At 55.2% G+C, this 21,634-nt stretch carries 19 protein-coding genes; 13 read left to right on the top strand and 6 right to left on the bottom strand.

Translation table 11 applies throughout. The features are described 5' to 3' along the window. Nucleotides 1–5: 5 nt before the first annotated feature. Nucleotides 6–1,382 carry an exodeoxyribonuclease VII large subunit gene (gene xseA, locus NR114_RS13965; protein ID WP_256814417.1) on the bottom strand — a complete coding sequence of 459 codons (1,377 nt, stop codon included), beginning with the start codon at nt 1,380–1,382 and terminating at the stop codon, nt 6–8. Nucleotides 1,383–1,552: 170 nt separating this feature from the next. Here xseA and guaB point away from each other — a divergent pair, with 170 nt between their 5' ends. From guaB to NR114_RS13940, 5 genes are all read left to right on the top strand, one after another. Then, the gene (gene guaB, locus NR114_RS13960; RefSeq protein ID WP_020828138.1) at nt 1,553–3,016 is read left to right on the top strand and encodes an IMP dehydrogenase; all 1,464 of its coding nucleotides are present in this window, start codon (nt 1,553–1,555) and stop codon (nt 3,014–3,016) included. A gap of 176 nt (nt 3,017–3,192) precedes the next feature. After that, nucleotides 3,193–4,770 (top strand): glutamine-hydrolyzing GMP synthase, encoded by a 1,578-nt coding sequence (gene guaA / locus NR114_RS13955; protein ID WP_020828137.1) that lies wholly within the window; start codon nt 3,193–3,195, stop codon nt 4,768–4,770. A gap of 399 nt (nt 4,771–5,169) precedes the next feature. Next, a complete protein-coding gene (locus tag NR114_RS13950) occupies nt 5,170–6,516 on the top strand; it encodes an MFS transporter (protein WP_256814370.1) in 1,347 nt (448 codons plus the stop codon). Between the two features lie 40 nt (nt 6,517–6,556). Next, entirely contained in the window at nt 6,557–7,693 is a 1,137-nt protein-coding gene (locus NR114_RS13945; protein WP_256814369.1) for an NAD(P)/FAD-dependent oxidoreductase, read from the top strand. A 94-nt stretch (nt 7,694–7,787) separates the two neighbouring features. After that, complete coding sequence (locus tag NR114_RS13940; protein WP_256814368.1) at nt 7,788–8,678, top strand: alpha/beta hydrolase; 891 nt, start codon at nt 7,788–7,790, stop codon at nt 8,676–8,678. Nucleotides 8,679–8,771: 93 nt separating this feature from the next. On the opposite strand, the gene NR114_RS13935 is transcribed toward NR114_RS13940, so the two are convergent. Continuing rightward, nucleotides 8,772–9,146 carry a helix-turn-helix domain-containing protein gene (locus NR114_RS13935; protein WP_020828133.1) on the bottom strand — a complete coding sequence of 125 codons (375 nt, stop codon included), beginning with the start codon at nt 9,144–9,146 and terminating at the stop codon, nt 8,772–8,774. A gap of 123 nt (nt 9,147–9,269) precedes the next feature. Between NR114_RS13935 and NR114_RS13930 the strand changes: the two genes are divergently transcribed. Beyond that, nucleotides 9,270–10,103 (top strand): enoyl-CoA hydratase/isomerase family protein, encoded by an 834-nt coding sequence (locus tag NR114_RS13930; protein WP_256814366.1) that lies wholly within the window; start codon nt 9,270–9,272, stop codon nt 10,101–10,103. 80 nt (nt 10,104–10,183) lie between these two features. Here NR114_RS13930 and NR114_RS13925 read toward each other — a convergent pair whose 3' ends face one another. Next, entirely contained in the window at nt 10,184–11,965 is a 1,782-nt protein-coding gene (locus tag NR114_RS13925) for a hybrid sensor histidine kinase/response regulator (protein WP_256814365.1), read from the bottom strand. After that, nucleotides 11,962–12,594, bottom strand: a complete 633-nt coding sequence (locus tag NR114_RS13920) for a response regulator transcription factor (RefSeq protein WP_256814363.1) — start codon at nt 12,592–12,594, stop codon at nt 11,962–11,964. The genes NR114_RS13925 and NR114_RS13920 overlap by 4 nt, the downstream gene beginning before the upstream one ends. 178 nt (nt 12,595–12,772) lie before the next feature. On the opposite strand from NR114_RS13920, the gene NR114_RS13915 reads away from it, so the two are divergent. Beyond that, entirely contained in the window at nt 12,773–13,087 is a 315-nt protein-coding gene (locus NR114_RS13915; RefSeq protein WP_041414827.1) for a lipoprotein, read from the top strand. A 219-nt stretch (nt 13,088–13,306) separates the two neighbouring features. Next, entirely contained in the window at nt 13,307–16,321 is a 3,015-nt protein-coding gene (locus tag NR114_RS13910; RefSeq protein WP_256824837.1) for an autotransporter domain-containing protein, read from the top strand. Between the two features lie 94 nt (nt 16,322–16,415). Here the strand turns inward: NR114_RS13910 and rluF are convergent, their stop codons facing one another. Next, a complete protein-coding gene (gene rluF, locus NR114_RS13905) occupies nt 16,416–17,201 on the bottom strand; it encodes a 23S rRNA pseudouridine(2604) synthase RluF (protein ID WP_116689983.1) in 786 nt (261 codons plus the stop codon). Between the two features lie 166 nt (nt 17,202–17,367). On the opposite strand from rluF, the gene NR114_RS13900 reads away from it, so the two are divergent. Next, nucleotides 17,368–17,628 (top strand): type II toxin-antitoxin system Phd/YefM family antitoxin, encoded by a 261-nt coding sequence (locus tag NR114_RS13900; RefSeq protein ID WP_116691114.1) that lies wholly within the window; start codon nt 17,368–17,370, stop codon nt 17,626–17,628. Nucleotides 17,629–17,757: 129 nt separating this feature from the next. Continuing rightward, nucleotides 17,758–17,934: a type II toxin-antitoxin system RelE/ParE family toxin gene (locus tag NR114_RS13895; RefSeq protein WP_306217707.1), complete on the top strand. Its 177-nt coding sequence runs from the start codon at nt 17,758–17,760 to the stop codon at nt 17,932–17,934. Between the two features lie 18 nt (nt 17,935–17,952). Here NR114_RS13895 and NR114_RS13890 read toward each other — a convergent pair whose 3' ends face one another. Then, nucleotides 17,953–18,402, bottom strand: coding sequence for a helix-turn-helix domain-containing protein (locus NR114_RS13890; protein WP_116689984.1), 450 nt, complete (start codon nt 18,400–18,402; stop codon nt 17,953–17,955). A gap of 93 nt (nt 18,403–18,495) precedes the next feature. Here NR114_RS13890 and NR114_RS13885 point away from each other — a divergent pair, with 93 nt between their 5' ends. The 3 genes from NR114_RS13885 (at nt 18,496) to NR114_RS13875 (ending at nt 21,618) form a co-directional block, all read left to right on the top strand. Continuing rightward, a complete protein-coding gene (locus NR114_RS13885) occupies nt 18,496–19,728 on the top strand; it encodes an MFS transporter (protein WP_256814354.1) in 1,233 nt (410 codons plus the stop codon). A 195-nt stretch (nt 19,729–19,923) separates the two neighbouring features. After that, the gene (locus NR114_RS13880) at nt 19,924–20,631 is read left to right on the top strand and encodes a GntR family transcriptional regulator (protein WP_115058275.1); all 708 of its coding nucleotides are present in this window, start codon (nt 19,924–19,926) and stop codon (nt 20,629–20,631) included. 9 nt (nt 20,632–20,640) lie between these two features. Next, complete coding sequence (locus NR114_RS13875) at nt 20,641–21,618, top strand: sugar phosphate isomerase/epimerase (RefSeq protein WP_115058276.1); 978 nt, start codon at nt 20,641–20,643, stop codon at nt 21,616–21,618. Nucleotides 21,619–21,634: the final 16 nt, after the last annotated feature.

Genomic DNA, 21,634 nt, shown 5'->3' with positions numbered 1-21,634 from the left:
CGGGATTATTCGGCCGCGCGTTTCTTGCGCGGCTTTTTGGCAACGGTGATGGTTTTCACCTCGCTTTCCACCCAACCATCCTGCAGACGGGTTTTCAGCAGTTCGCCAACCTGAGCCTGCTTGGTGGTTTTCAGCAGTTCGCCGCGCGGGGTTTGCGTCACGCTGTAGCCGCGGGCCAGCGTCGCCAGCGGGCTGACGGCCTCGAGTTGGCTGCAGGCGACGCCGAAGCGCTGGCGCAGGCCGTTAAGCTGGCGATCCCATGCCTGCTGCAAACGGTATTCCTGTTGCTGCACGCGTTGTTGGTAGCGGTGAATACGCGCCTGCGGTTGCATCTGCGCCAGCCGTTGCTGAACCCGCTCGCTGCGACGCGAAGACAGACGCAGTTGGTTTTGCATGCCGTCTTCCAACCGACGTTGCAGTTTGAACAACAGCGTTTGTTGGCGCGCCAGACGCAGGTGCGGGTGCTGCTGCTGCAAACGGTGGTTGATGCGGGTGAACTGCTGATGGCGCTGCGCCAGGTAGTAGTCCATCGCCATTTCCATCCGCTGTTGCTGTGATTGCAGCTGACGCAGCAGTTCCAACTGATTGCGACTGACCAGTTCGGCAGCGGCAGAAGGGGTTGGCGCACGCAGATCGGCGACAAAGTCGGCAATGGTGACGTCGGTTTCGTGGCCGACGGCGCTGACAATCGGAATGCGGCTGGCGAAAATCGCCCGCGCAACGCGTTCGTCGTTAAAGCTCCACAGGTCTTCCAGTGAACCCCCGCCACGGCCGACGATCAGCACGTCGCACTCGTCACGGCGGTTGGCCGTTTCGATGGCACGTACAATCTGCAGGGGGGCTTCCGCGCCCTGCACCGAAGTAGGGTAGATAACGATGGGCAATGAAGGATCGCGCCGTTGCAGCACCTGCAGCACATCGTGCAGCGCCGCGCCGCTGGCGGAGGTGATCACCCCGACGCGTTTGGCCGGGCTGGGCAGCGGCTGTTTGAACTGTTGGTCAAAAAGTCCTTCGGCGCTCAGTCGCTGTTTTAACTGATCGAACTGCTGTTGCAACAGGCCGTCGCCGGCGGGCTGCATGCTTTCGGCGATCAGCTGATAGTCGCCGCGCGGCTCATACAGCGTGATGCTGGCGCGTACCAGCACCTGTTGGCCATTTTGCGGGCGGAAGGTAGTACGACGGTTAGTGTTGCGGAACATCGCGCAACGCACCTGCGCGCGGTCGTCTTTCAGCGTGAAATACCAATGACCGGAAGACGGCTGGGAGAAGTTGGAGATCTCGGCGGAGAGCCAAATCTGGCCCATTTCCATTTCCAGCAGCTGTCGAACCGTCTGATTCAGGCGGCTTACGGTAAAAATGGAAGGCGAAGCAGGTATCGACATGTGACCCAGATCAAATTTCAAAACAAGCACTTAATTGGTCGATACTACATGGCTAAAAAAGGTAATCAAGAGTTTTTGTGAGAAAGTGCTGGAGGCAACCGATTACGCTCTGTATAATGCCGCGGCAATATTTTATCTTTTTCACAGCCCACTCTGGTGAGATATTGCCCATGCTACGTATCGCGAAAGAAGCACTAACGTTTGACGACGTTCTCCTGGTTCCAGCTCACTCTACGGTTCTGCCTAATACCGCTGAGCTCGGCACCCAACTGACCAAAAATATCCGCCTGAATATCCCTATGCTGTCCGCAGCCATGGATACCGTTACCGAATCCGGCCTGGCCATCGCGCTGGCGCAGGAAGGCGGTCTGGGCTTCATTCACAAAAACATGTCTATCGAGCGTCAGGCAGAAGAAGTCCGCCGCGTGAAAAAACATGAAAGCGGCGTGGTAACCGATCCACAAGCCGTAACCCCTGCCACTACCCTGAAAGAAGTGAAAGAGCTGACCGCACGTAACGGCTTCGCCGGTTACCCTGTCGTCACCGAAGAGAACGAACTGGTCGGTATCATTACCGGCCGCGACGTCCGCTTCGTCACCGATCTGAACCAGCCTGTTACCGCCGTGATGACGCCGAAAGAGCGTCTGGTTACGGTGAAAGAAGGCGAAGCGCGTGAAGTCGTGCTGCAGAAAATGCACGAAAAACGCGTTGAGAAAGCGCTGGTAGTGGACGACAGCTTCCACCTGCTGGGCATGATCACCGTAAAAGACTTCCAGAAAGCGGAACGCAAGCCAAACGCCTGTAAAGACGAGCATGGCCGTCTGCGCGTTGGCGCAGCGGTGGGGGCAGGCGCAGGTAACGAAGAGCGCGTTGATGCGCTGGTCGCCGCCGGCGTTGACGTGCTGCTGATCGACTCCTCGCATGGCCATTCCGAAGGCGTATTGCAGCGTATTCGCGAAACGCGCGCCAAATACCCGGATCTGCAGATCGTGGGCGGCAACGTGGCTACCGCAGCCGGTGCCAAAGCGCTGGCTGACGCCGGCGTCAGTGCGGTCAAAGTAGGTATCGGCCCTGGCTCCATCTGCACTACTCGTATCGTAACCGGCGTAGGCGTCCCGCAGATCACCGCCATCGCCGATGCGGTTGAAGCGCTGGAAGGGACAGGTATCCCGGTCATCGCCGACGGCGGCATTCGCTTCTCCGGTGACATCGCCAAAGCTATCGCGGCCGGCGCATCCTGCGTAATGGTCGGCTCCATGCTGGCGGGTACCGAAGAATCACCGGGCGAAATCGAGCTGTATCAGGGCCGTTCGTTCAAATCCTACCGTGGTATGGGTTCACTGGGCGCGATGTCCAAAGGCTCTTCCGACCGTTATTTCCAGACCGATAACGCCGCCGACAAACTGGTGCCGGAAGGTATCGAAGGCCGCGTGGCTTACAAAGGCATGCTGAAAGCGATCGTACACCAGCAAATGGGCGGCCTGCGTTCTTGCATGGGCCTGACCGGCTGCGCCACCATCGACGACCTGCGTACCAAGGCTGAATTTGTTCGCATCAGCGGCGCCGGTATTCAGGAAAGCCACGTGCATGACGTGACCATCACCAAAGAGTCACCGAACTACCGCATGGGTTAATTTCAGGGGCTGCGGCCGGCGCATTTGTTCGTCGTCCGCTGCTCGCATTGCTCATTGACTTTATGTCAACTGCGCATGCTGTGCTGCGGGCGACCACCAACTGTTTGGCCTCGCCGACTGAAACTGTCCTAACGTTTTAGATTTTCCTTTTTCTCTGTTGCTGGAATTCGCCTCACATGACAAAAAATATCCATAAGCATCGCATTCTGATTCTGGACTTTGGTTCGCAATACACCCAACTGGTCGCCCGCCGCGTGCGCGAAATCGGCGTTTACTGCGAGCTGTGGGCCTGGGACGTTAGCGAAGAGCAAATCCGCGAATTCAATCCGAGCGGCATCATCCTGTCCGGCGGCCCGGAAAGCACCACCGAAACCAACAGCCCGCGTGCGCCAGAATACGTGTTCACCGCCGGTGTACCTGTGCTGGGCGTATGCTACGGCATGCAGACCATGGCAATGCAGCTGGGCGGCCATGTGCAAGGTTCCAACGAGCGTGAATTCGGTTACGCGCAGGTGGAAATTACCACCGACAGCGCACTGGTTCGCGGCATCGAAGACGCGCTGAGCCCAACCGGTAAACCGCTGCTCGACGTGTGGATGAGCCACGGCGACAAAGTGACCGCTATCCCGTCCGACTTCGTGACCGTTGCCAGCACCGATACCTGCCCGTTTGCCATTATGGCCAACGAAGAAAAACGCTTCTACGGCGTGCAGTTCCACCCGGAAGTGACCCACACCCGTCAGGGCCAGCGCATGCTGGAGCGTTTCGTGCTGGATATCTGCCAGTGTGAAGCCCTGTGGACCCCGGCGACCATCATCGAAGATGCGGTAGAGCGCATTCGTGAGCAGGTGGGCGAAGATCACGTGATCCTCGGCCTGTCCGGCGGCGTCGACTCTTCCGTGACCGCAATGCTGCTGCATCGCGCCATCGGTAAACGCCTGACCTGCGTGTTCGTCGATAACGGCCTGCTGCGTCTGAATGAAGCAGACCAGGTGCTGGAAATGTTTGGCGACCACTTCGGCCTGAACATCGTTCACGTGGCGGCGGAAGATCGCTTCCTGAGCGCGTTAGCCGGCGTTGACGAACCGGAAGCCAAGCGCAAGATCATCGGCCGCGTGTTCGTTGAACTGTTCGACGAAGAAGCCTGCAAGCAGACTGAAGTGAAATGGCTGGCGCAGGGCACCATCTATCCGGACGTGATCGAATCCGCCGCTTCCGCCACCGGCAAAGCGCACGTGATCAAATCGCACCACAACGTGGGTGGCCTGCCGAAAGAGATGAAGCTGGGCCTGGTCGAGCCGCTGAAAGAGCTGTTCAAAGACGAAGTGCGCAAAATCGGTCTGGAACTGGGCCTGCCGTACGACATGCTTTACCGTCACCCGTTCCCGGGCCCAGGTTTGGGCGTACGCGTACTGGGCGAAGTGAAGAAAGAGTACTGCGATCTGCTGCGCCGTGCCGATGCGATCTTCATCGAAGAGCTGCACAAAGCCGATCTCTACAACAAAGTCAGCCAGGCATTCACCGTGTTCCTGCCGGTGCGTTCGGTTGGCGTGATGGGCGATGGCCGTAAATACGACTGGGTTGTTTCACTGCGCGCAGTGGAAACCATCGACTTTATGACCGCACATTGGGCGCACCTGCCGTACGATTTCCTCGGCCGCGTCTCCAACCGCATCATCAACGAAGTCAACGGCATTTCCCGTGTGGTTTATGACATCAGCGGTAAGCCACCGGCTACCATTGAGTGGGAATGATGAACCGCTAATCACTGACTATCAGTGATGATTTTAAAACCCCCGTTGCGGCTATGCTGTGCGGGGGTTTTCTTTTTTCCGACACCCACGAAATATTCCCTTTGCGTGCCTCCTTGTATTCATTTTGGTTATACCAAAGATCCCTTTTTTGATTATTCCCTGATATCAGCACAGCCCTATACTCGGTCAATCCCTGCTCTCTGGAAAACCTGCCCCTGCAGCGCTACCCAGTAAAACACCAGGGTATGCATAAGCTTCGGAACTGGCAGAAGGTAAATTATTACTAATCAGTATGTTGGCACCATTTCATTCACCGGTTAATCCCGGGCCGTGCTGCCGGTGGTGGCGTGCTTTTCATGATGCAAGGTAATACAAAAACAAGAAAAGAGGATTTTTGCCATGAACAAACAATCCGTCACCGACATTGTCGATCAAAGCCCGCTTGGCGGTTTGCAGATAATGACGCTGCTCTTGTGTTTTATTGTATTGATGATTAATGGTCTGGATGCCAGCGCGATGGGTTATATCGCCCCTGAATTGGCTCAAGAATGGGGGATTGATCGCGCCGAGTTGGGCCCGGCTTTCGCAGCAGGTCTGTTCGGCATGTTACTCGGCAGTTTCATTTGTGGCCCCGCGGCGGACCGTTATGGGCGCAAAACGGTGTTGCTGATCTGCTCGGTTATCGTCGCTTTAGGCACCCTGGGTTATGCCTTTTCCTCATCGATTAGCGTGCTTGTGGCACTGCGGTTGCTGACTGGCATGGGACTAGGCGGCGTATTGCCCGGTTGCATTACTCTGGTGTCAGAGTATTCGCCCATTCGCTGGCGCATGTTGCTGGTCACCTTGAGCTTTTCCGGTTTTACCTTGGGTATGGCGCTCGGCGGCTGGGTGGCCGACTTGCTGCTGCCGGTGCTGGGCTGGAGAGGCCTGCTCTTTGTGGGCAGTATCGCTCCTTTGGTGATGCTGCCAGTGCTGTATTTCATGCTCCCTGAGTCGATCTGTTTCCTGGCCAACAGGCCGCAACAGAGAGCTAAATTACTGCGGATCGTCGAGCGGATTGGCGGCCATAGGAATTGGCAGGACGTAATCTTTACCGACGGTATGGACAGAAAGCCCGGTGAAAAAAACCTGCAGCTGTCTCCCGTGGCGGCGCTATTTTCTGAAGGGCGAACCGAGCGTACGCTGCTACTCTGGCTGACCTTTTTCTGCTGCTTATTCTCGTTCTACCTGTTGAGCAATTGGCTACCCACGGTATTGCGCAGCAGCGGCTTTGACGCTCGGATGGCCTTACATGTTGCCGCAATGCTGCCTCTGGGGGGCATGATCGGTGGCATAATTACCGCACTTCTCATCGATCGAATCGGTATCGCCAAAATACTTCCTCCTTTAGCCTTATTGGCCTCGGTCGCGCTGCTGGTTACCGGCAGCCAGCTCGGCAGTTCTACCCGTTTATTGGTTTGCGTTTTTTTCGTGGGTTTTACCCTCACGGGAGCATTGAACAACATCAGTATCTTGAGCGCTGGCCTTTATCCCACCACGGCACGTGCGACCGGAGTGTCATGGGGGATCGGCGTGGGTCATGTGGGTTCCATCACGGGGGCTTATCTTGGCTCTTGGCTATATACCGTGGTTGGTGATTTGCAGAATTTTTTCTACTGGATGGCGATTCCCGCATTAATTGCCGCTTTGGCGTTGTTCTGCATGACCAGGAGAAAGGATCTGTTTGCGGTACAGGCGGGTTCTTAACGACGGGTACGATCAAAACAAACGGGGCTGAGGAGAGGGTATGAAGCAACTGCATGCAGAAATTGCTGGGGCAGGTATCGCCGGGCTTACGGCGGCGGCGGCGCTGGCTCAGCGTGGCTGGAGCGTGAGAGTGCATGAGCGTTCGGCAAACCTGCGCACCTTTGGTGCGGGCATCTATATCTGGAGTAATGGGCTGCGTGTGCTCGAGGCGATTGGAGCCTATGACGAAGCTATGGTGGGGGCACACGAAGGGGCCGTATTCCAGACCCGGGATCACGGCAACGCAACGATGGAGGATATTCCGATCAACAGCAGCGGTGCCCCACGTCTGGTTACCATCCTGCGCGAGCGGCTGCTGCTGTCTTTGCTCAATGCGGCTCGCCGCGCCGGTGCTGAAATTGTCAGCGATTCCGAGGCGGTGGGGGCGACACCGGATGGAAAGCTGCTGATGGCGGACAAGCGAATGCTGTCAGCCGATTTGGTGATCGGCGCTGACGGTATCAACTCACGGGTGAGAGAATCTCTGGACCTGCTGATGTACCGCAAGCCGCTGCACTATGGCGCGGTCAGAATGATGTTGAAGCGCGATGACGATGACGTACCGCCTGCAGATCGCTCGAACTACATTGAGTACTTTTCAGGCACGAGGCGGATCCTTTATACGCCCGCCAGCGCGACCGATTTGTATGTCGCGCTGTGCTGCGCTGAGGACGATGTGGGTGCCTATCAGCTTCCGATTGCCCCGGCACTTTGGCGCAAATCCTTCCCACACCTTTCCGGCCTGATCGCACGTTTTGGCGAGGCCGGCCGCTGGGATGTGTTTGAGGTGCTGAAGCTCAAGGCCTGGAGCAAAGGGCAGGTGGCGATCCTTGGCGATGCAGCCCATGCAATGCCGCCCTACCTCGGCCAAGGGGGCGGTTGCGCACTGATGAATGCTCTTGGATTGGCTGTCAGTCTGGAAAATAACCGGGATATTCCGGCGGCGCTGGCAGCCTGGGAAGCGCAGGAAAGGCCGTTGACCGAACATACCCAAGACACGGCGGAACGCATGGGGCATATGAACCTGTGGCCAGACGACGTTCGTTCGGCCGTTTTGCGGATCACCGGACGCTGCGAGCAGATCGGCGCAGAGCGTATGAAAACGGCGTTAAGCCTGCCGACGGGCACTTTGGCCTGATCATTGCTCCGGCCCGAGAAACGGGGCCGGGACTAACCACTTTTTCATTCCGCAGCCGCTGGGATATGGCGGTATTCATCAGGGAGGTTGAAAAATGACGCTTTTGGCAGACGAAGTGTTTATGGATCCGGCACGCCTCAATGAGGATTACGATGCACGCGCTACGGTAGGTGTCGACGGCTTCGCCAAAGAAATGGCGCGTTATCGCTCGCAGTCTGAAAAGATGAAACAGGCTTATGGCCTCCATTTTGATATCACCTATTGCCAGAAAAGTGGCCAGGCTCTGGATATTTATGGGCCAACGGTGAATGGAAACGGGCCGCTGCTGCCCGTTTTTCTTTTTATTCACGGGGGATACTGGCGAGCGCTGTCGAAAGCAGATTCCGCGATGATGGCGGGCACATTGGCGGCAAATGGCATTGCCACGGTGGTTATAGATTATCCGCTTGCGCCGGCAGCCGGCATTGGTGACATCGTCCATGCCGTACGCAGTGCGGTGGCGTTCATTTGGCGGCGGGGACATGAGTTTGGGCTGGATCCGCAACGGATCTCGCTGGGTGGCAGCTCTGCTGGTGGCCATTTGCTTGCAACGCTATTAGCACCAGGCTGGCATGTAGCTTTTGGCGTGCCGACCGATGTGGTGAAGTTTGCTTTTCCCATCAGCGGGCTTTTTGAACTCGCACCTTTGATGAAGACGCCCGTGCAGGCATGGCTGGCACTCTCCGACACCAGCGTGGCCGATTACAGCCCGATGCGTCACATCCCTGCGCCGGGGTGCCCCATCACCGTTGCCTGGGCTGAAGGCGATCCGCCCGGCTTCAAGCGGCAGTCCGAAGCCTTTGCCGCTTTGTATAAAGCGGCCGGTGCGGAAACGGATCTGCTCGAGGTGCCCCATTGCAACCATTTCGATGTGCTGATGGAGTGGGCTGACCCGACTTCTCTGCTTTCCAGGACGCTGATCTCGGGAATATTCCGCAACCTCTGATCGCCTCCCACTCATTTCTAGAGTTTCGGTTATCGCCGGGTGATTACTGGATGTACGCGGCCATTCATCGCAAGGAAAAGTGAGGCAGGAGCCTCACTGTTCAAGCTGCTGGTTTTGCTCATCATATCTGCGCCGGCAGTCCTGAATAGCCTCCATATTCCCCATAGTCCACTCAAACAGAATAGAGAACGGCCCTTGCAATGACTGGCCGAGCGGCGTCAGCGAATACTCGACGCCGAGCACCCGCCCATCCAAAACCTTGCGGTTCACCATGCCGTTACGCTCCAGCTTGCGCAGCGTCTGGGTGAGCACACGTTGAGTGACGCCATCAAGGCGACGCTTGATCGCATTGAAGCGCCTCGGCTCACGCAGCACCTCCAGCACCATCATTGACCATTTGTCCGCGATCTGGTCGAGAATGATTCGGCTCGGGCAGTCAGCGCGGTAGACAGTTTCATTCGTCTCCATCGGTATCCTCCAGCATCCCTGGGATGCTTCAAGTGCGTAATTGACGCCAGGTATGCAAAGTATACCATTCGATCGGCGGCGCGAAAGTCCAGCGCCGATACCCTGACAAACAAGGACATCGACATGAAAGATACCGATTTCAGCAAACTCAGCTTGTCTCACGCAAAGGGGGTCTTGACGATCACCCTCAATAATCCGCCGGTCAACGTGCTTGATGTGGCTTTGATGTCGGAAATCAGCCGCTTACTGCGTGCCTTGCGTGGCGACCCGGATACTCGCGTGCTGGTTTTCCAGAGTGCGGATCCGGAGTTCTTCATTGCTCATGTCGACATGACCTTAATCGATGAACCGCATGCTTTCGATGAGCTGGCGCGTAATGCGCCGGAAGGGCTCAACCCGTTCCAGGCATTCGGTGAGTTGCTGCGCAGCCAGCCCCAGGTGACTATCGTTAAGCTTGCCGGGTTGGCGCGTGGGGGCGGCGCAGAATTCGTTGCGGCGGCCGACATGGCTTTTGCCGCCGAAGGGCGGGCAGGACTGGCCCAATGCGAAGCCTTGATGTGCATTACGCCCGGTGGCGGCGCGACGCAATACCTGACGAACCGCATGACGCGTGGTCGCGCGCTTGAAGTGATCCTGGGAGCCGATCTTATCGACGCGGCGACCGCAGAGCGCTATGGCTGGATTAACCGCGCCTTGCCCGCATCCGAACTCGACGACTTTGTCGAACGCCTGGCGCACAACATTGCGGCACTGCCCGAAGGGGTTATCGCGGCGGCCAAGCAGGCGATGCCGGCGGCAGATCTGCGGGAAGGTTTTTATCGTGAGCATGAGGCCTGGGCGGGGCTTTTTGAACGCCCTGCAGCGGAGAGACTCATTCGGGGCGGACTGAAGGCAGGCGCCCAAACCAAAGTGGGTGAGCGCAACCTCGAAGGCCTGCTGCGCAATCTTGGTGCCTAAGCGGCAGCCTCAGCCGCAATCTTGCCGATGCCGGAAATGCAACGTCGGCAGGATAAAGCCCCGAACAGGCCTGGCACCGGCTAGCAGGATGACCACTGCGACAGCAAGGCATGCAGCTTCGCAGGTTCCAGCGGCTTTCTTAATACCAGATAACCTTCCTGTTCGGCCTCTTGCAAAATGGGGGAGTTGAATTCCCCGCTGACCATGGCGCCGCTGGTGTTCGGCAGGCGTTCGAACAGCGCTTTCAATATATCGAAGCCGCTTTCACCGGAGCGGAGCCGTTGATCGCAAAGCACGGCGAAGGGGGTGAAGCCTGCGTCGATAATCGCAAAAGCCTCCTCGGCGGAAGCGGCGCAACGCACGGTGATCCCCCAGGTACTCATCAAACTCGACCAGGCGGAGGTGACCAGCGGATCATCATCCACCACCAGGCAGGCGCCGCTCAATGACTCATAGCGGGTAGGGATCTGGCTGTGGGTATAGGCGTTGAGGTTTTCTGGCGCTTTGACTTCGCCGGTATAGAGGGCAAAACGCATCCAGAAATGCGATCCCTTGCCCTCCACGGAGCGCATGCCGTATTTCACCTTCATCAATTTGGCGCAGCGGGCCACTACCGCAAGGCCTAACCCATGACCGGCGCTATCGATTTTCCACGCCAGTTCGGGGCGATAGTAGGGGGAGAAGATTTTGCCTTTCTCTTCGTCGGCGATGCCCACGCCGGTGTCCCAGACTTCGATCAGGCATTCTCCCTTTTGTGGGCGGATGGCAATCAATACGCCGCCTTTCTGGGTGTAGCGCAGCGCATTTTGTATCAGGTTAATCAGCGATTGTCGGATGAGCAATTGATCGCCCATAACGGCAATGCGTCGCTTGGGGCGCCATGTCCGCAGGGATAATCCCCGGCTGTTCGCTTCTTCACGGAACAGGGTAATCACCGAGTCAAGCAGGGTTCCAATATCGACATGGGTGGTCGCCGTACTGACGTTGCCGGACTCAATCTTGCTGAGATCGAGCAAAGAATTGAACATCAGGTGCACGGAGCGCACGCTCTGCTGCAGATCCAACAGCTGGGGGGTTAAAGAGGCATCGCGATTTTTATGGATGATGGCCTCGATCAGGAAACCCATGGCATGTACCGGTTGGCGCAAGTCGTGACTGGCGGTGGTCAGAAACTGGTTTTTATCGAGCAGGGCTTGTTCCGCCTCCTCTTTGGCCTGGCGAAATTGCTCCGCAAGGCGAGAGCTCTTCTCTTCGAGACGGGCTTGCTGAATAAAAAACTGATGAGAACTCAATGCGTGGCGGTAGATGGCGAACCCGTAAAGCAGGTTGAGCATCAACACAATGAGCATGACGTCGTTTAAACGCCAGATGATGCCAATGTTAAGCATGCCCCAGCAGGCAAAGAAGAACAGGGTAAAGGTACTGATGATGGGCGTCAAATGGGTCGCGTTCGCCGCGACGATGGCCGCGATGCTGATATTTAATAACAGGAAAAAATCGAAATTATTTATTTGTGGGGTTATTAAATATAATGAGGATATACCTATCCCATGTACGAAGGCGACTTTGTTGATATGTGGGAGCCAGCGGTTAAGAATAACGCCCGCATCCTCTTTATCCGCTTCGCGTTGATATCTTTGGTGCCATAATCGGATAGCCAAAGCGCAGAATAAATACACTATTATCCAGCTGATTATCGGCCACAGCGGTTCACCCAGTAAATATATCCAAATAGCAAAGGGGATGCCGACACAGGGCACAGCACTGAAACTAAAGACCAATCGAATAAACGTATTGTTCAATAATCGGATTTGCGCGTGCGACGAAATGCCATCATCTTGTAAAGATTGAAGTAGTTTCATTCGGACGGCCCCTGCCTGCCATGCAGTAACGTAATAGCTTCTACCCGACTGTTTACGCCTATTTTTTTAAGGATATTGCTGATGTGCTCTTTAACCGTAGGTTCGGAAATAGCAAGCTGAGAGGCTATTCTCTTATTGGGGAAGCCGCGCATCATCATGGTCAAAACGTCAATTTGTCGCGGCGTTAAATTGAAATTTTGAAGATGGCTTTTGGCACTGGAAGCCTCCAATAGATTATCCATAGGAAACCAGCTTTGATTTTCTAACAGCGCAGCAACGGCTTTGGCGAATAATTCTGGTGGCTCATTTTTGAGCACGAAACCATGGCCTCCGGCATCACGTACCTTTTGGCCTATTTCATTATTTTCATCGCCGCTGACCACTAATAATCTTACCTGTGGGTAAAGCTGTCTGATCTCTTTGAGTAATTTTAATGCCGTGCCGTCGGATAACCAAAAGTCGATGACGATTAAACGCGGGGCGCCATTTTCCAGAATATGTCGATAACAACTCTCCTCGTTTGTCATCACGTAGGCGTGTTTAAATCGACAGTGCGTACTCAGGAAATTGGCGATGCCACTTGCCACCAACGGATGGTCATCAACGACCAACGCATAATCCTGCCCCAAGGGTATCTCCTTTTGCTAAAACCTATCAGATTGGTCTGACGACTTGTTATTTTCTACCCTCCCTACTTTAGGAGGGTTTTTTCGGTTAGGAAAGGGAAATATATTATTCAGGGATTTTGATAAGGTAAAACATAAAGCCATTCAGCATTTGGAACTGTTTGGTTACAAAGGACAATTTATGAGAAAACCACTTATCGCATTAACCGTTACGCTTCTGGTAGCTGGCTGTTCCACATTGAAAACCGATCAGGCAATACCGCTGCTGCAGGCGGAAACGGCCAAAATGCTGGGCCTGGGTTCATCGGATGAAATTACCGTCACCAATGTTAATGGTGCCCAACCCGACGCCCTTGGCGGGCAAAAACTTTCTTACCGTGCCACTACGGAGAAAGGACGAATCTTTGACTGTTCCTCGATGATGATGCCGGGTATTTTAGGTTCAGCCCCGTCGTTAAGCACACCAAGCTGTACCCCGGTCGTTACGCATAAATAATTCACCTGACGCGTTTAGCGAGGGTGGATGATCAATACCGATCCGCAGTTCCCATCATTTTGGCATCGAGACGTTAGCGCTGGGGGGCAATAAGCTAGTGTCTCGATGACAAATCAGCCTGTGTTCTCGCAAAACGCGCCGCGCATCCTCTAATGCATTGAGTTTTTCATATAAATAATAACTTTGATGGCATCAAGATAATTGGGCCGGAGAGAAAACATGAAAGATAAAACATCGCATAACTTAGCGGTAAGAAAACCGCTTTCGAAAGTTTACCTCGCACTTTTTTCCGCACCGTTGATATTGATTGGCCCAGCCGACGTGGCGCGTGCCGATGATGCTATTTTTGATGGTGAATCACGTATTACCGAATCTTTGACTTACACCGGGGATGTTTACGTCGGCCGTAATCAAAGCGGAAACCTGTTGATCGATAATGGCCAAATCAATGCCTATAACGTCAATATTGGCCGTCGTGCTAATGGCCAGATATACGAAAGCCTGGTCACGGTCAAAGGGCCGAATGCCGTATTAAATGCGATCAATGACCAATCCGTTATGCACGGCAGTCTGAATCTGGGGCTGGGGACGTTACGGGTAGAAGAGGGCGGATTGGCGACGGCGGAAGAGATTATCGTCGGCACCACCGGGGGGTATGACAGCCATCTTAATGTCAAAGGGGCCGGTTCCCAGGTGATCAGTGAGAGACTCGGTCTCGGCTTCGGACAGGGCGCACGTTCAACCTTGCTGATTGAAGATGGCGGGGTAGTGACCACCACGGCCGCCGCCAGAATCGACAGCGGTTTTCGCCCCGACGAGGCTGACAAGCTCAACCCCAAAGCCACGGTGACCGGCAATAACTCTCTGTGGAATATCACCCAGTCGCTCACCGCCAATGGCGATGTGGACGTGCTGAACGGCGGTGCGGTCAACGTTGGTAGCGCGGAGATTGCCGGTGTTTCAGGCTCAAGAAAAACCGCAGAGCTTTACATCGCCGGCAACGGCTCACGCTTTACCAGTGCGGGCAATGTCAACGTAGGGGATTATGGCAACGGGGTGCTGTCGGTTGTTGATGGCGGCTCATTCTCTGCCGGCAGCAACGAATTGCGGCTGGGGGATACCGGGTCCGGCTCTAACCGCGGCGCGTTGATTATCGGCAGCCGCGGCAACATGGATACCGGCACCGGCTTGACCGAACCTACGCTCGGCGCGGCGGGTGGTGCGGGTACTGTCGATGCCCAAACGGTGGTCAATCTGCGTGGCGGGTTGTTCGGCAGCTACGTTTACTTTAATCACAACTCAGATAACTACGACTTCCGCAACAAGATGGTCGGCGAAGGCGAAGTCATCAACACGGCCGGCCAGACGACGTTGAGCGGCGACCTGACTCAACTCCAGGCGAATGTCACCGCACGCGGCGGCAAAATCACCATCGCCAGCGACATCAATACGCAGCAAGAAGACAACGTTTTCGATGTGCAGACGCTGAGCGCCGAGAATGGCGGCACGCTGATCCTGAACGCCACTGCCGGTTCTGACGTCAGCAATGGTCTGGGTTACAGCAGCGCCGCGTCAATCAAAGCCGGCGGGACGCTGGGCGGCAACGGCACCTTGGGGCAGGCTGAAATCCAGTCCGGCGGCCACATTTCCCCTGGCGACGGCAACATCGGTACCCTGACGCTGAAACGCTATCTGAATTTCCTGGGTGAATCCTTCTATGACGTCGATATCGCCGGTGATGGCAGCAGCGACAAACTGGTCGTTTCAGGCAAAACCACCATCAGCGATCAGGCCAAGGTGCAGGTGACCGCGTTGGATCCGCAAACCAGCTATCAAACTGGCCAAAGCTATCGCATTTTGACCTCGGATGGCGGGATTGACGGTCGGTTTGCTGAAGCCGTCTCAAAATCTGCATTTTTGGACGTTGCGCTTAACCACAGCACCAACGCTGTGGATCTGACGATTGCACAAAAGGACGGTAATCCAGGCGAGGGCGGTAACCCAGGTGAAGGTGGCAACCCAGGTGAAGGTGGCAACCCAGGTGAAGGTGGCAACCCAGGTGAAGGTGGTAACCCAGGTGAAGGTGGTAACCCAGGCGAAGGCGGCAAGCCCGGTATTTTCCAGACGGTCGCGCAAACCAGTAACCAGTGGAATACCGCCGGTGCGCTCTCGACGTTAACGCAAAGCGGTCCTTCGCTGGCCTTGTATAACTCTGTGCTGCTGTTGAGCGCACCGGAAGCGCGCGAGGCGTTCAATCAACTGTCCGGTGAAGTTTATCCGTCCATTCAGTCTAACCTGATCGCCGGCAGTAGCATGCTGCTCAACGTGTTGAATCAGCGCATGCTTCGCGTATTTGATAATGATGCGCTGCCTGTTCCACCGATGGCGATGACGTTGGTTCAACCGGCTCAGGCTGAAAATAACGGCGTTTGGGGGCAGACGTTCGGCTCCTGGATGAGAAACAGCGGTAATGACAACGTTGGGAAATTGGACGGCCACACCAGCGGTTTCCTGTTGGGCGCCGATCGTAAACTCGCTGACCACAGTATCCGCGTAGGGGGATACGTAGGCTATAGCCGTGGCGACTATGATGTCGATAGCCGTCGCTCCAGTTCCGACAGCGATAATTACCACCTGGGTCTGTACGCTGCAGGGCAGCAGGATGCCTTCTCCCTGCGCGGTGCGCTGGGCTATACCTGGCACCGACTCGAAAATGAGCGCAACGTTAATTTCGGCAATTACTCGGATCGGCTCAAGGCGGACTATGACGCAGACTCGCTGCTGGCGTTCACCGAAGCGGGTTACCGTTTTGGTCAGTTGGATGCGAATATCGAGCCATTCGTCAACCTGAGTTATATCCGTTTGCATACCGATAACTTCCAGGAGAAAGGTGGGGCAGCGGCGCTGAGCGTCCGTAATGAAACGATGAATACGTTCTATTCAACGTTGGGCGTGCGGGGATCTACCGAACTGCCGAAAAACGTCAGCCTTTACGGTTCATTAGGCTGGCAGCACGCTTACGGCGATAAAAATACGTCATCGCGCATGGCATTTGCCGGCAGCGACGCATTTATCACGCAGGGACAGGCGGTAGATGACAATCTGCTGGTGGCGGATGTGGGGGTGAGCGTGAAGCTGTCGCGTTCCACTACGTTGGCTCTCGGTTATCAGGGGCAGTACGGTTCTGATACCCAGGTCAATTCGGTCAATGCCAATATCAGATGGTCGTTCTGATTCACTGAGGAAAAGGGCCTTTGGTCTTGAGATGTCGTTGGGCAACTTGCAGTTTTACCTGGTTGCCTGGCGATATCTCTGCTCCAGAAAACCTTCACTCCGTGTCGAGATTTTCGCTGACATCAGGCGCTAGCGAAACGGGCAGGCGAACATCCTCGCAAGATGAGTGCTCAATCAGCTTAAACAGCACGTTCTTTTCGTCACCGGTCAAATCTCGCCATTCGCCCAGCGGCAATCCAGTCAAATCGACGTTCATAATGCGCACACGCTCAAGTTTGGTGACGTGATAACCAAAGTATTTGCTCATACGGCGGATTTGGCGGTTAAGGCCCTGAACCAGCGTGATGCGAAACATCTGCGGCGCGATTTTCTCCACCCGGCACTTTTTCGTCACCGTATCCAGGATGGGGACACCGGCGCTCATCCCCTGAATAAATGCGTCGGTCAGCGGCTTATCGACGGTAACCAGATACTCTTTTTCGTGGTTATTGCCGGCACGAAGGATCTTATTGACCAGTTCGCCGTGATTGGTCAGGAGAATCAGCCCCTGGGAATCTTTGTCCAGACGGCCTATAGGAAAGGTGCGTTTGCTGTGATTGACGAAATCACCGATGTTATTTTGCACGTGCTTTCCCATGCTGGTGATGATGCCCACCGGCTTGTTCAGCGCGATAAGCACCAAATCTTCCGCATTACGTGGCTCAATCCGCTGGCCGTTAACTTGCACCACGTCCCCGACAAATACCTGAGCGGCCACGGCGGCTACGTTGCCGTTGATGAAAACGTTGCCCTGTTTGATATGACGATCGGCACTGCGGCGTGAACAGATGCCGCTGTCGCTAATGTATTTATTAAGGCGAATGGATGATTGAGTCAGCATGATTTCCCCGTAAAACGCGGACTATACAGTAACCCTTGAGGCCTTGCGAAGGGGCATATGGGGTAATGCGTAAACCGAAAGATCGCCCCCAATAAAATCGTGTGAATAATTTTTGCTCAAGAAATCGAATGAGCGAATCGAACGATTCAGTCGAAAGGTAATGAAAATGCATATTCTGACAGCCAATGAAGCCAAAACCCAGTTTGGCGATTTGCTGCTTAAGGCTCAGCGTGAACCGGTACAAATCACCCGTAATGGCAAGCCCGTTGCGGTTGTGGTGTCTGCCGAAGATTACGAGCAAATTGAAGCGATGAAACTCCAACTGTTACAAATGAAGATTCAGCGTTCCCAGCATGATATGGCGATCGGCAATGCCGTTGATGGCGAGACGTTTTTCTCTGAGCTGCTGGAGCAGGCTAAAGGATAAATGGCCAGTTAGCGACTGGCCGGTGAGGCGCAAAGCGATATCCGGGAGATTCGCGACTACACATTGAGCAACTGGGGCATGCAGCAATCCAGAGATTACCTTGTAAGGCTGCGCCAATGATTAACCAACCTGGCGGAAATACCAGGCATTGGGCAGCATCGAGTCGAGGATCTAGGGAACGGTGTTTATAGCCTTCCCTACCTCAGCCATATGATTTATTACGCTACAGCAAACAGCGAAATTACCATTCTTGCAGTTTTGCACCAAAGCCGCGTTCCAGCCAAACATCTGCCTCAGCGGCTCTAAGGTTCAACTAATGTGATTTTACTCTTCACCCACCTTTACCACCCGGGTATTCAGCGGTGTGAGCGTTTGCCCGACGCTGCCGGTCGGCGTCATGCGTGGGATCGGTTGGCCGCTGTCGCTTTCGACTAAGGTTGAAGGCGCCTCTTGCTCGGCAAACAGATGATCTTCCCCCCATTGGCGCAAGCCGACGATCACCGGGAACAGGGCCCGGCCCTTGTCGGTGAGAATATACTCCTGATAGGCGCTGCCGTCTGAGGCCGGTGCGATCTCCAGAATGCCCTGTGCCACCAGGGTGCGCAGACGGGTGGAAAGGATATTTTTCGCCATCCCCAGCCCCTTTTGGAATTCACTGAAGCGGCGCACGCCGTCGAAAGCGTCGCGCACAATCAACAGTGACCACCAGTCGCCAATCACATCCAAAGTGCGTGCCACCGGGCACGGCGCATCTTCCAGGCTTTTACGTTTCACATTATCCCTCCTGCCACATTATCTGGTTGCATTATAAAACCTCTGCGCGTAATGTCCATTGGGTTTAATAATGAAACCACTTTGGAGAAAACGATGAGTGACAAAACGCTGGATCCGATCTGCGTATCTCAGGCGAGGGGACTGAGCCGGCTGCCGGCTTCGCTGGTGTTGTTGCTGGCAGGCGCCAGCGCTTTTAGCGTGGCTAATGTCTATTACGCCCAGCCGTTGTTGGATGCCATAGCCCAGGAATTTACTATCAGCGTGGCGTCGGTGGGTATGGTGATCACCGCCACCCAGCTTGGTTGCGCGTTGGCGCTGGTATTGGTGGTACCGCTGGGGGATCGCATTAATCGCCATCGGCTGTTAGCGGTACAGCAACTGTTGTTGATTGCCGCATTGTGCATGGTCGGTTGGGCAAACAGCAGCCTGCTTATGCTGATCGGCATGTTGCTGGTGGGATTATTGGGCACCGCCATGACACAGGGACTCATCGCTTTTGCCGCCACGCTGGCGGCACCTCATGAGCGTGGGCGGGTCGTGGGGGCGGCGCAGGGCGGTGTGGTGCTGGGTTTGCTATTGGCGAGAACCCTGTCCGGCGCGTTGGCAGACGCAGGAGGTTGGCGCACGGTGTATTTTTTTTCCGCCGGAGTGACGCTGGTCTTGCTGCCGATTCTGGCACGTTTGCTGCCTGCACCGAGCACGCCGCCTTCAACGCTTAGCTACACCGCCTTGCTGCGTTCGATGCTGACGCTGTTGCTGCGCGATCGCACGTTGCAAATTCGCGGCATGCTGGCGCTGTTGATGTTTGCGGCATTCAGCATCTTCTGGAGCGCATTGGTGCTGCCGCTGAGTCAGGCACCGTTCAACTTTTCGCATTCGGTGATTGGTGCCTTTGGCCTGGTGGGCGCAGTGGGGGCGCTGGCGGCGGTAAGAGCAGGGCACCTGGCGGACCGCGGCTTGGCGCAGGTGGCGAGCGGCATCTGTCTGCTGCTGTTGGTGCTGGCCTGGCTGCCGCTCGGCATGCTGGGTTATGGCCTGGGGTGGTTGATTATCGGCATTGTATTGCTCGATTTGGCAGGCCAAGCCATTCATGTGTTGAATCAGAGCCTGATTTTCAGCGCACATCCGCAGGCGCATAGCCGGTTAGTGGGCGTCTACATGCTGTTCTATGCCATTGGCAGTGGGCTCGGCGCTTTTGCCAGCACTCACGTATTCGCCCTGGCAGGTTGGCAGGGGGTGTGCTGGCTGGGGGCGGGCGTCAGCTTTATTGCCCTGGTGTTCTGGGGCCTGACGCTGCGTGCGATGCCGATGACATTGGGAAAATGACGGCGTTCTTGATTCTGCCTGGCCCCTTGTTTAATCCGCAGTAAGAGAGGACCGGAGGGGGGATCTTGCCCAAGGTTGCCAAGATCCCTTCTGTTCTGGGACCGAAGTCACACATAAAATCCAATACCCCCATTGTTTGTCATAATTCACCGCGATACTGTTGTGCAATCTGGTTTAAACCAATTAGGTATGGATATGGAAAACAGCTCAACCGTTGAATTGGCAAAGGCCAGGTTGAATGACTGGCTGAGCCAGGGGGCAATCGCTCCCGGTGACAAGCTTCCTTCGGAGCGAGAACTGGGAGAATTGCTGAACATCAAACGCATGACGTTACGTCAGGCGCTGTTGTTCCTGGAAAGCGAATCGAGGATCTTCCGCAAGGATCGACGGGGTTGGTTTGCGGCACTGCCGCGTTTTAACTACAACCCCAATTCCTCCACCAGTTTCAAACAGGCGGCTATCGAGCAGGGCCGTTGTCCCTCCTGGGACTATATGACCAAAGAGTGCGTATTGGCAGCTCCGGGGTTTATCAAAGAGTTATTGCAGGTCGACGCGGCGAGCGAGATCTACAAGATTTCTGGTTGGGGAGCGCTGGATCATCACATCGTGTTTTATCACGAAACCTTTATCAGCCCGCGCGTGGCACCCGGTTTTATCGAACGCCTGGGTGAGAACTCGTTTGCCGAGGTCTGGGAACAGGCTTATGGCACTTCCACGCGAACCCGTCATCTGGCCTTTAAACCCACTCGGTTATCCGGAGAGGCCTGCAAGGTGATGGGCGGAAACGCCAGCACGCCTGCGATTTTGGTCGAAAAGCATCGTGCCGATGCCGAACGCCGTATCGTGCAGGTGGATATCGAGCACTGGCGCTTCGAGTCGGTAGATTTCTTTATTAACTTATAGGTGAATATCATGGATCGCTTAACGGCGGAGAAAGTCCTTCTACGGGCGCATAACTTGCCCCTCTACCTGCATGCTTACGCCTTTCATCTCAATATGCGTATGGAGAAGATCCTGCCAGAGGATTTGTTGAGCATCGCCCATCAGCAGCGGTTGCGAGGGGTGAAGGTGCATGTGCTGGATGGGGAAAGTCAGGCGCTTTGCCATGCTGATGATGCCCGGCTGCGCCGGTTTGGCGAACAGGCTCGGCGCTATGGATTGGATATTCATATCGAAACCAGCGCCTCCGACTCGCAAACTATCGATCAGGCGGTGAATATCGCGCTGAAATGTGGGGCCAGCTCAGTGCGTTTTTATCCGCGCTATCAGGGCCCTTTGCAAGAGGTGTTGGCGCGCATCGGTGCGGATATTCAGTACATCAAACAGCGTTATCAACACAGCGGCCTGAGTTTTACTCTGGAACAGCATGAAGATCTCAAGAGCCATGAATTGGTCGGCCTGGTCCGGGCGGCAGATTTCCCTCAGCTTTCCCTGCTGTTTGATTTCGCCAACATGATTAACGCCAATGAAGAGCCGCTGCCGGCACTGGCGGCAATGAGTGGGGAAATCACTCAGGTGCACATCAAGGACGCAATTATTGTGCGAGAGAACAAGGGGATGGGGCATCGTGCCTGTATTTCCGGACAGGGAGATCTGCCATTCCGAGAACTGTTATTGGGGCTGATCTGTCTGGGTGAAGATCAACCGCAGGTCACCGCCTACGGGCTGGAGGAAGAGGTGGATTATTACGCACCGCCGTTTCGTTTCAGCGACGAAGGGAATAATCCTCCCATTCCATGGCGAGAAATGAGTGAAACAGCGTTACCGGAGCAAGGGTTGGAAGCGCGATTAAAGAAAGAAACTCAAGATGCTTTAAATCAAATTCACTACGTTCGCACCATCATTGACAGTTTAACGCAGCAAGCTCAGGAACTGCTAAATCCGGCATAATATAAAAATAAATCTA

Origin of the sequence: Serratia sp. Ser99 (assembly GCF_024519545.1) — a bacterium.
In the GTDB taxonomy this organism is placed as follows: Bacteria; Pseudomonadota; Gammaproteobacteria; order Enterobacterales; family Enterobacteriaceae; genus Serratia; species Serratia liquefaciens.
This window is presented reverse-complemented; position numbering and strand designations above follow the sequence as displayed.

Bases quoted from the DNA above. Each gene is read 5' to 3' on its own strand.
- NR114_RS13885 (WP_256814354.1), top strand. From the start codon at position 18,496: ATGAGTGACAAAACGCTGGATCCGATCTGCGTATCTCAGGCGAGGGGA.
- xseA (WP_256814417.1), bottom strand. From the start codon at position 1,382: ATGTCGATACCTGCTTCGCCTTCCATTTTTACCGTAAGCCGCCTGAAT.
- NR114_RS13940 (WP_256814368.1), top strand. From the start codon at position 7,788: ATGACGCTTTTGGCAGACGAAGTGTTTATGGATCCGGCACGCCTCAAT.
- guaA (WP_020828137.1), top strand. From the start codon at position 3,193: ATGACAAAAAATATCCATAAGCATCGCATTCTGATTCTGGACTTTGGT.
- NR114_RS13950 (WP_256814370.1), top strand. From the start codon at position 5,170: ATGAACAAACAATCCGTCACCGACATTGTCGATCAAAGCCCGCTTGGC.
- NR114_RS13910 (WP_256824837.1), top strand. From the start codon at position 13,307: ATGAAAGATAAAACATCGCATAACTTAGCGGTAAGAAAACCGCTTTCG.
- NR114_RS13935 (WP_020828133.1), bottom strand. From the start codon at position 9,146: ATGGAGACGAATGAAACTGTCTACCGCGCTGACTGCCCGAGCCGAATC.
- NR114_RS13875 (WP_115058276.1), top strand. From the start codon at position 20,641: ATGGATCGCTTAACGGCGGAGAAAGTCCTTCTACGGGCGCATAACTTG.
- NR114_RS13880 (WP_115058275.1), top strand. From the start codon at position 19,924: ATGGAAAACAGCTCAACCGTTGAATTGGCAAAGGCCAGGTTGAATGAC.
- NR114_RS13915 (WP_041414827.1), top strand. From the start codon at position 12,773: ATGAGAAAACCACTTATCGCATTAACCGTTACGCTTCTGGTAGCTGGC.
- NR114_RS13945 (WP_256814369.1), top strand. From the start codon at position 6,557: ATGAAGCAACTGCATGCAGAAATTGCTGGGGCAGGTATCGCCGGGCTT.
- NR114_RS13925 (WP_256814365.1), bottom strand. From the start codon at position 11,965: ATGAAACTACTTCAATCTTTACAAGATGATGGCATTTCGTCGCACGCG.
- NR114_RS13930 (WP_256814366.1), top strand. From the start codon at position 9,270: ATGAAAGATACCGATTTCAGCAAACTCAGCTTGTCTCACGCAAAGGGG.
- guaB (WP_020828138.1), top strand. From the start codon at position 1,553: ATGCTACGTATCGCGAAAGAAGCACTAACGTTTGACGACGTTCTCCTG.
- NR114_RS13900 (WP_116691114.1), top strand. From the start codon at position 17,368: ATGCATATTCTGACAGCCAATGAAGCCAAAACCCAGTTTGGCGATTTG.
- rluF (WP_116689983.1), bottom strand. From the start codon at position 17,201: ATGCTGACTCAATCATCCATTCGCCTTAATAAATACATTAGCGACAGC.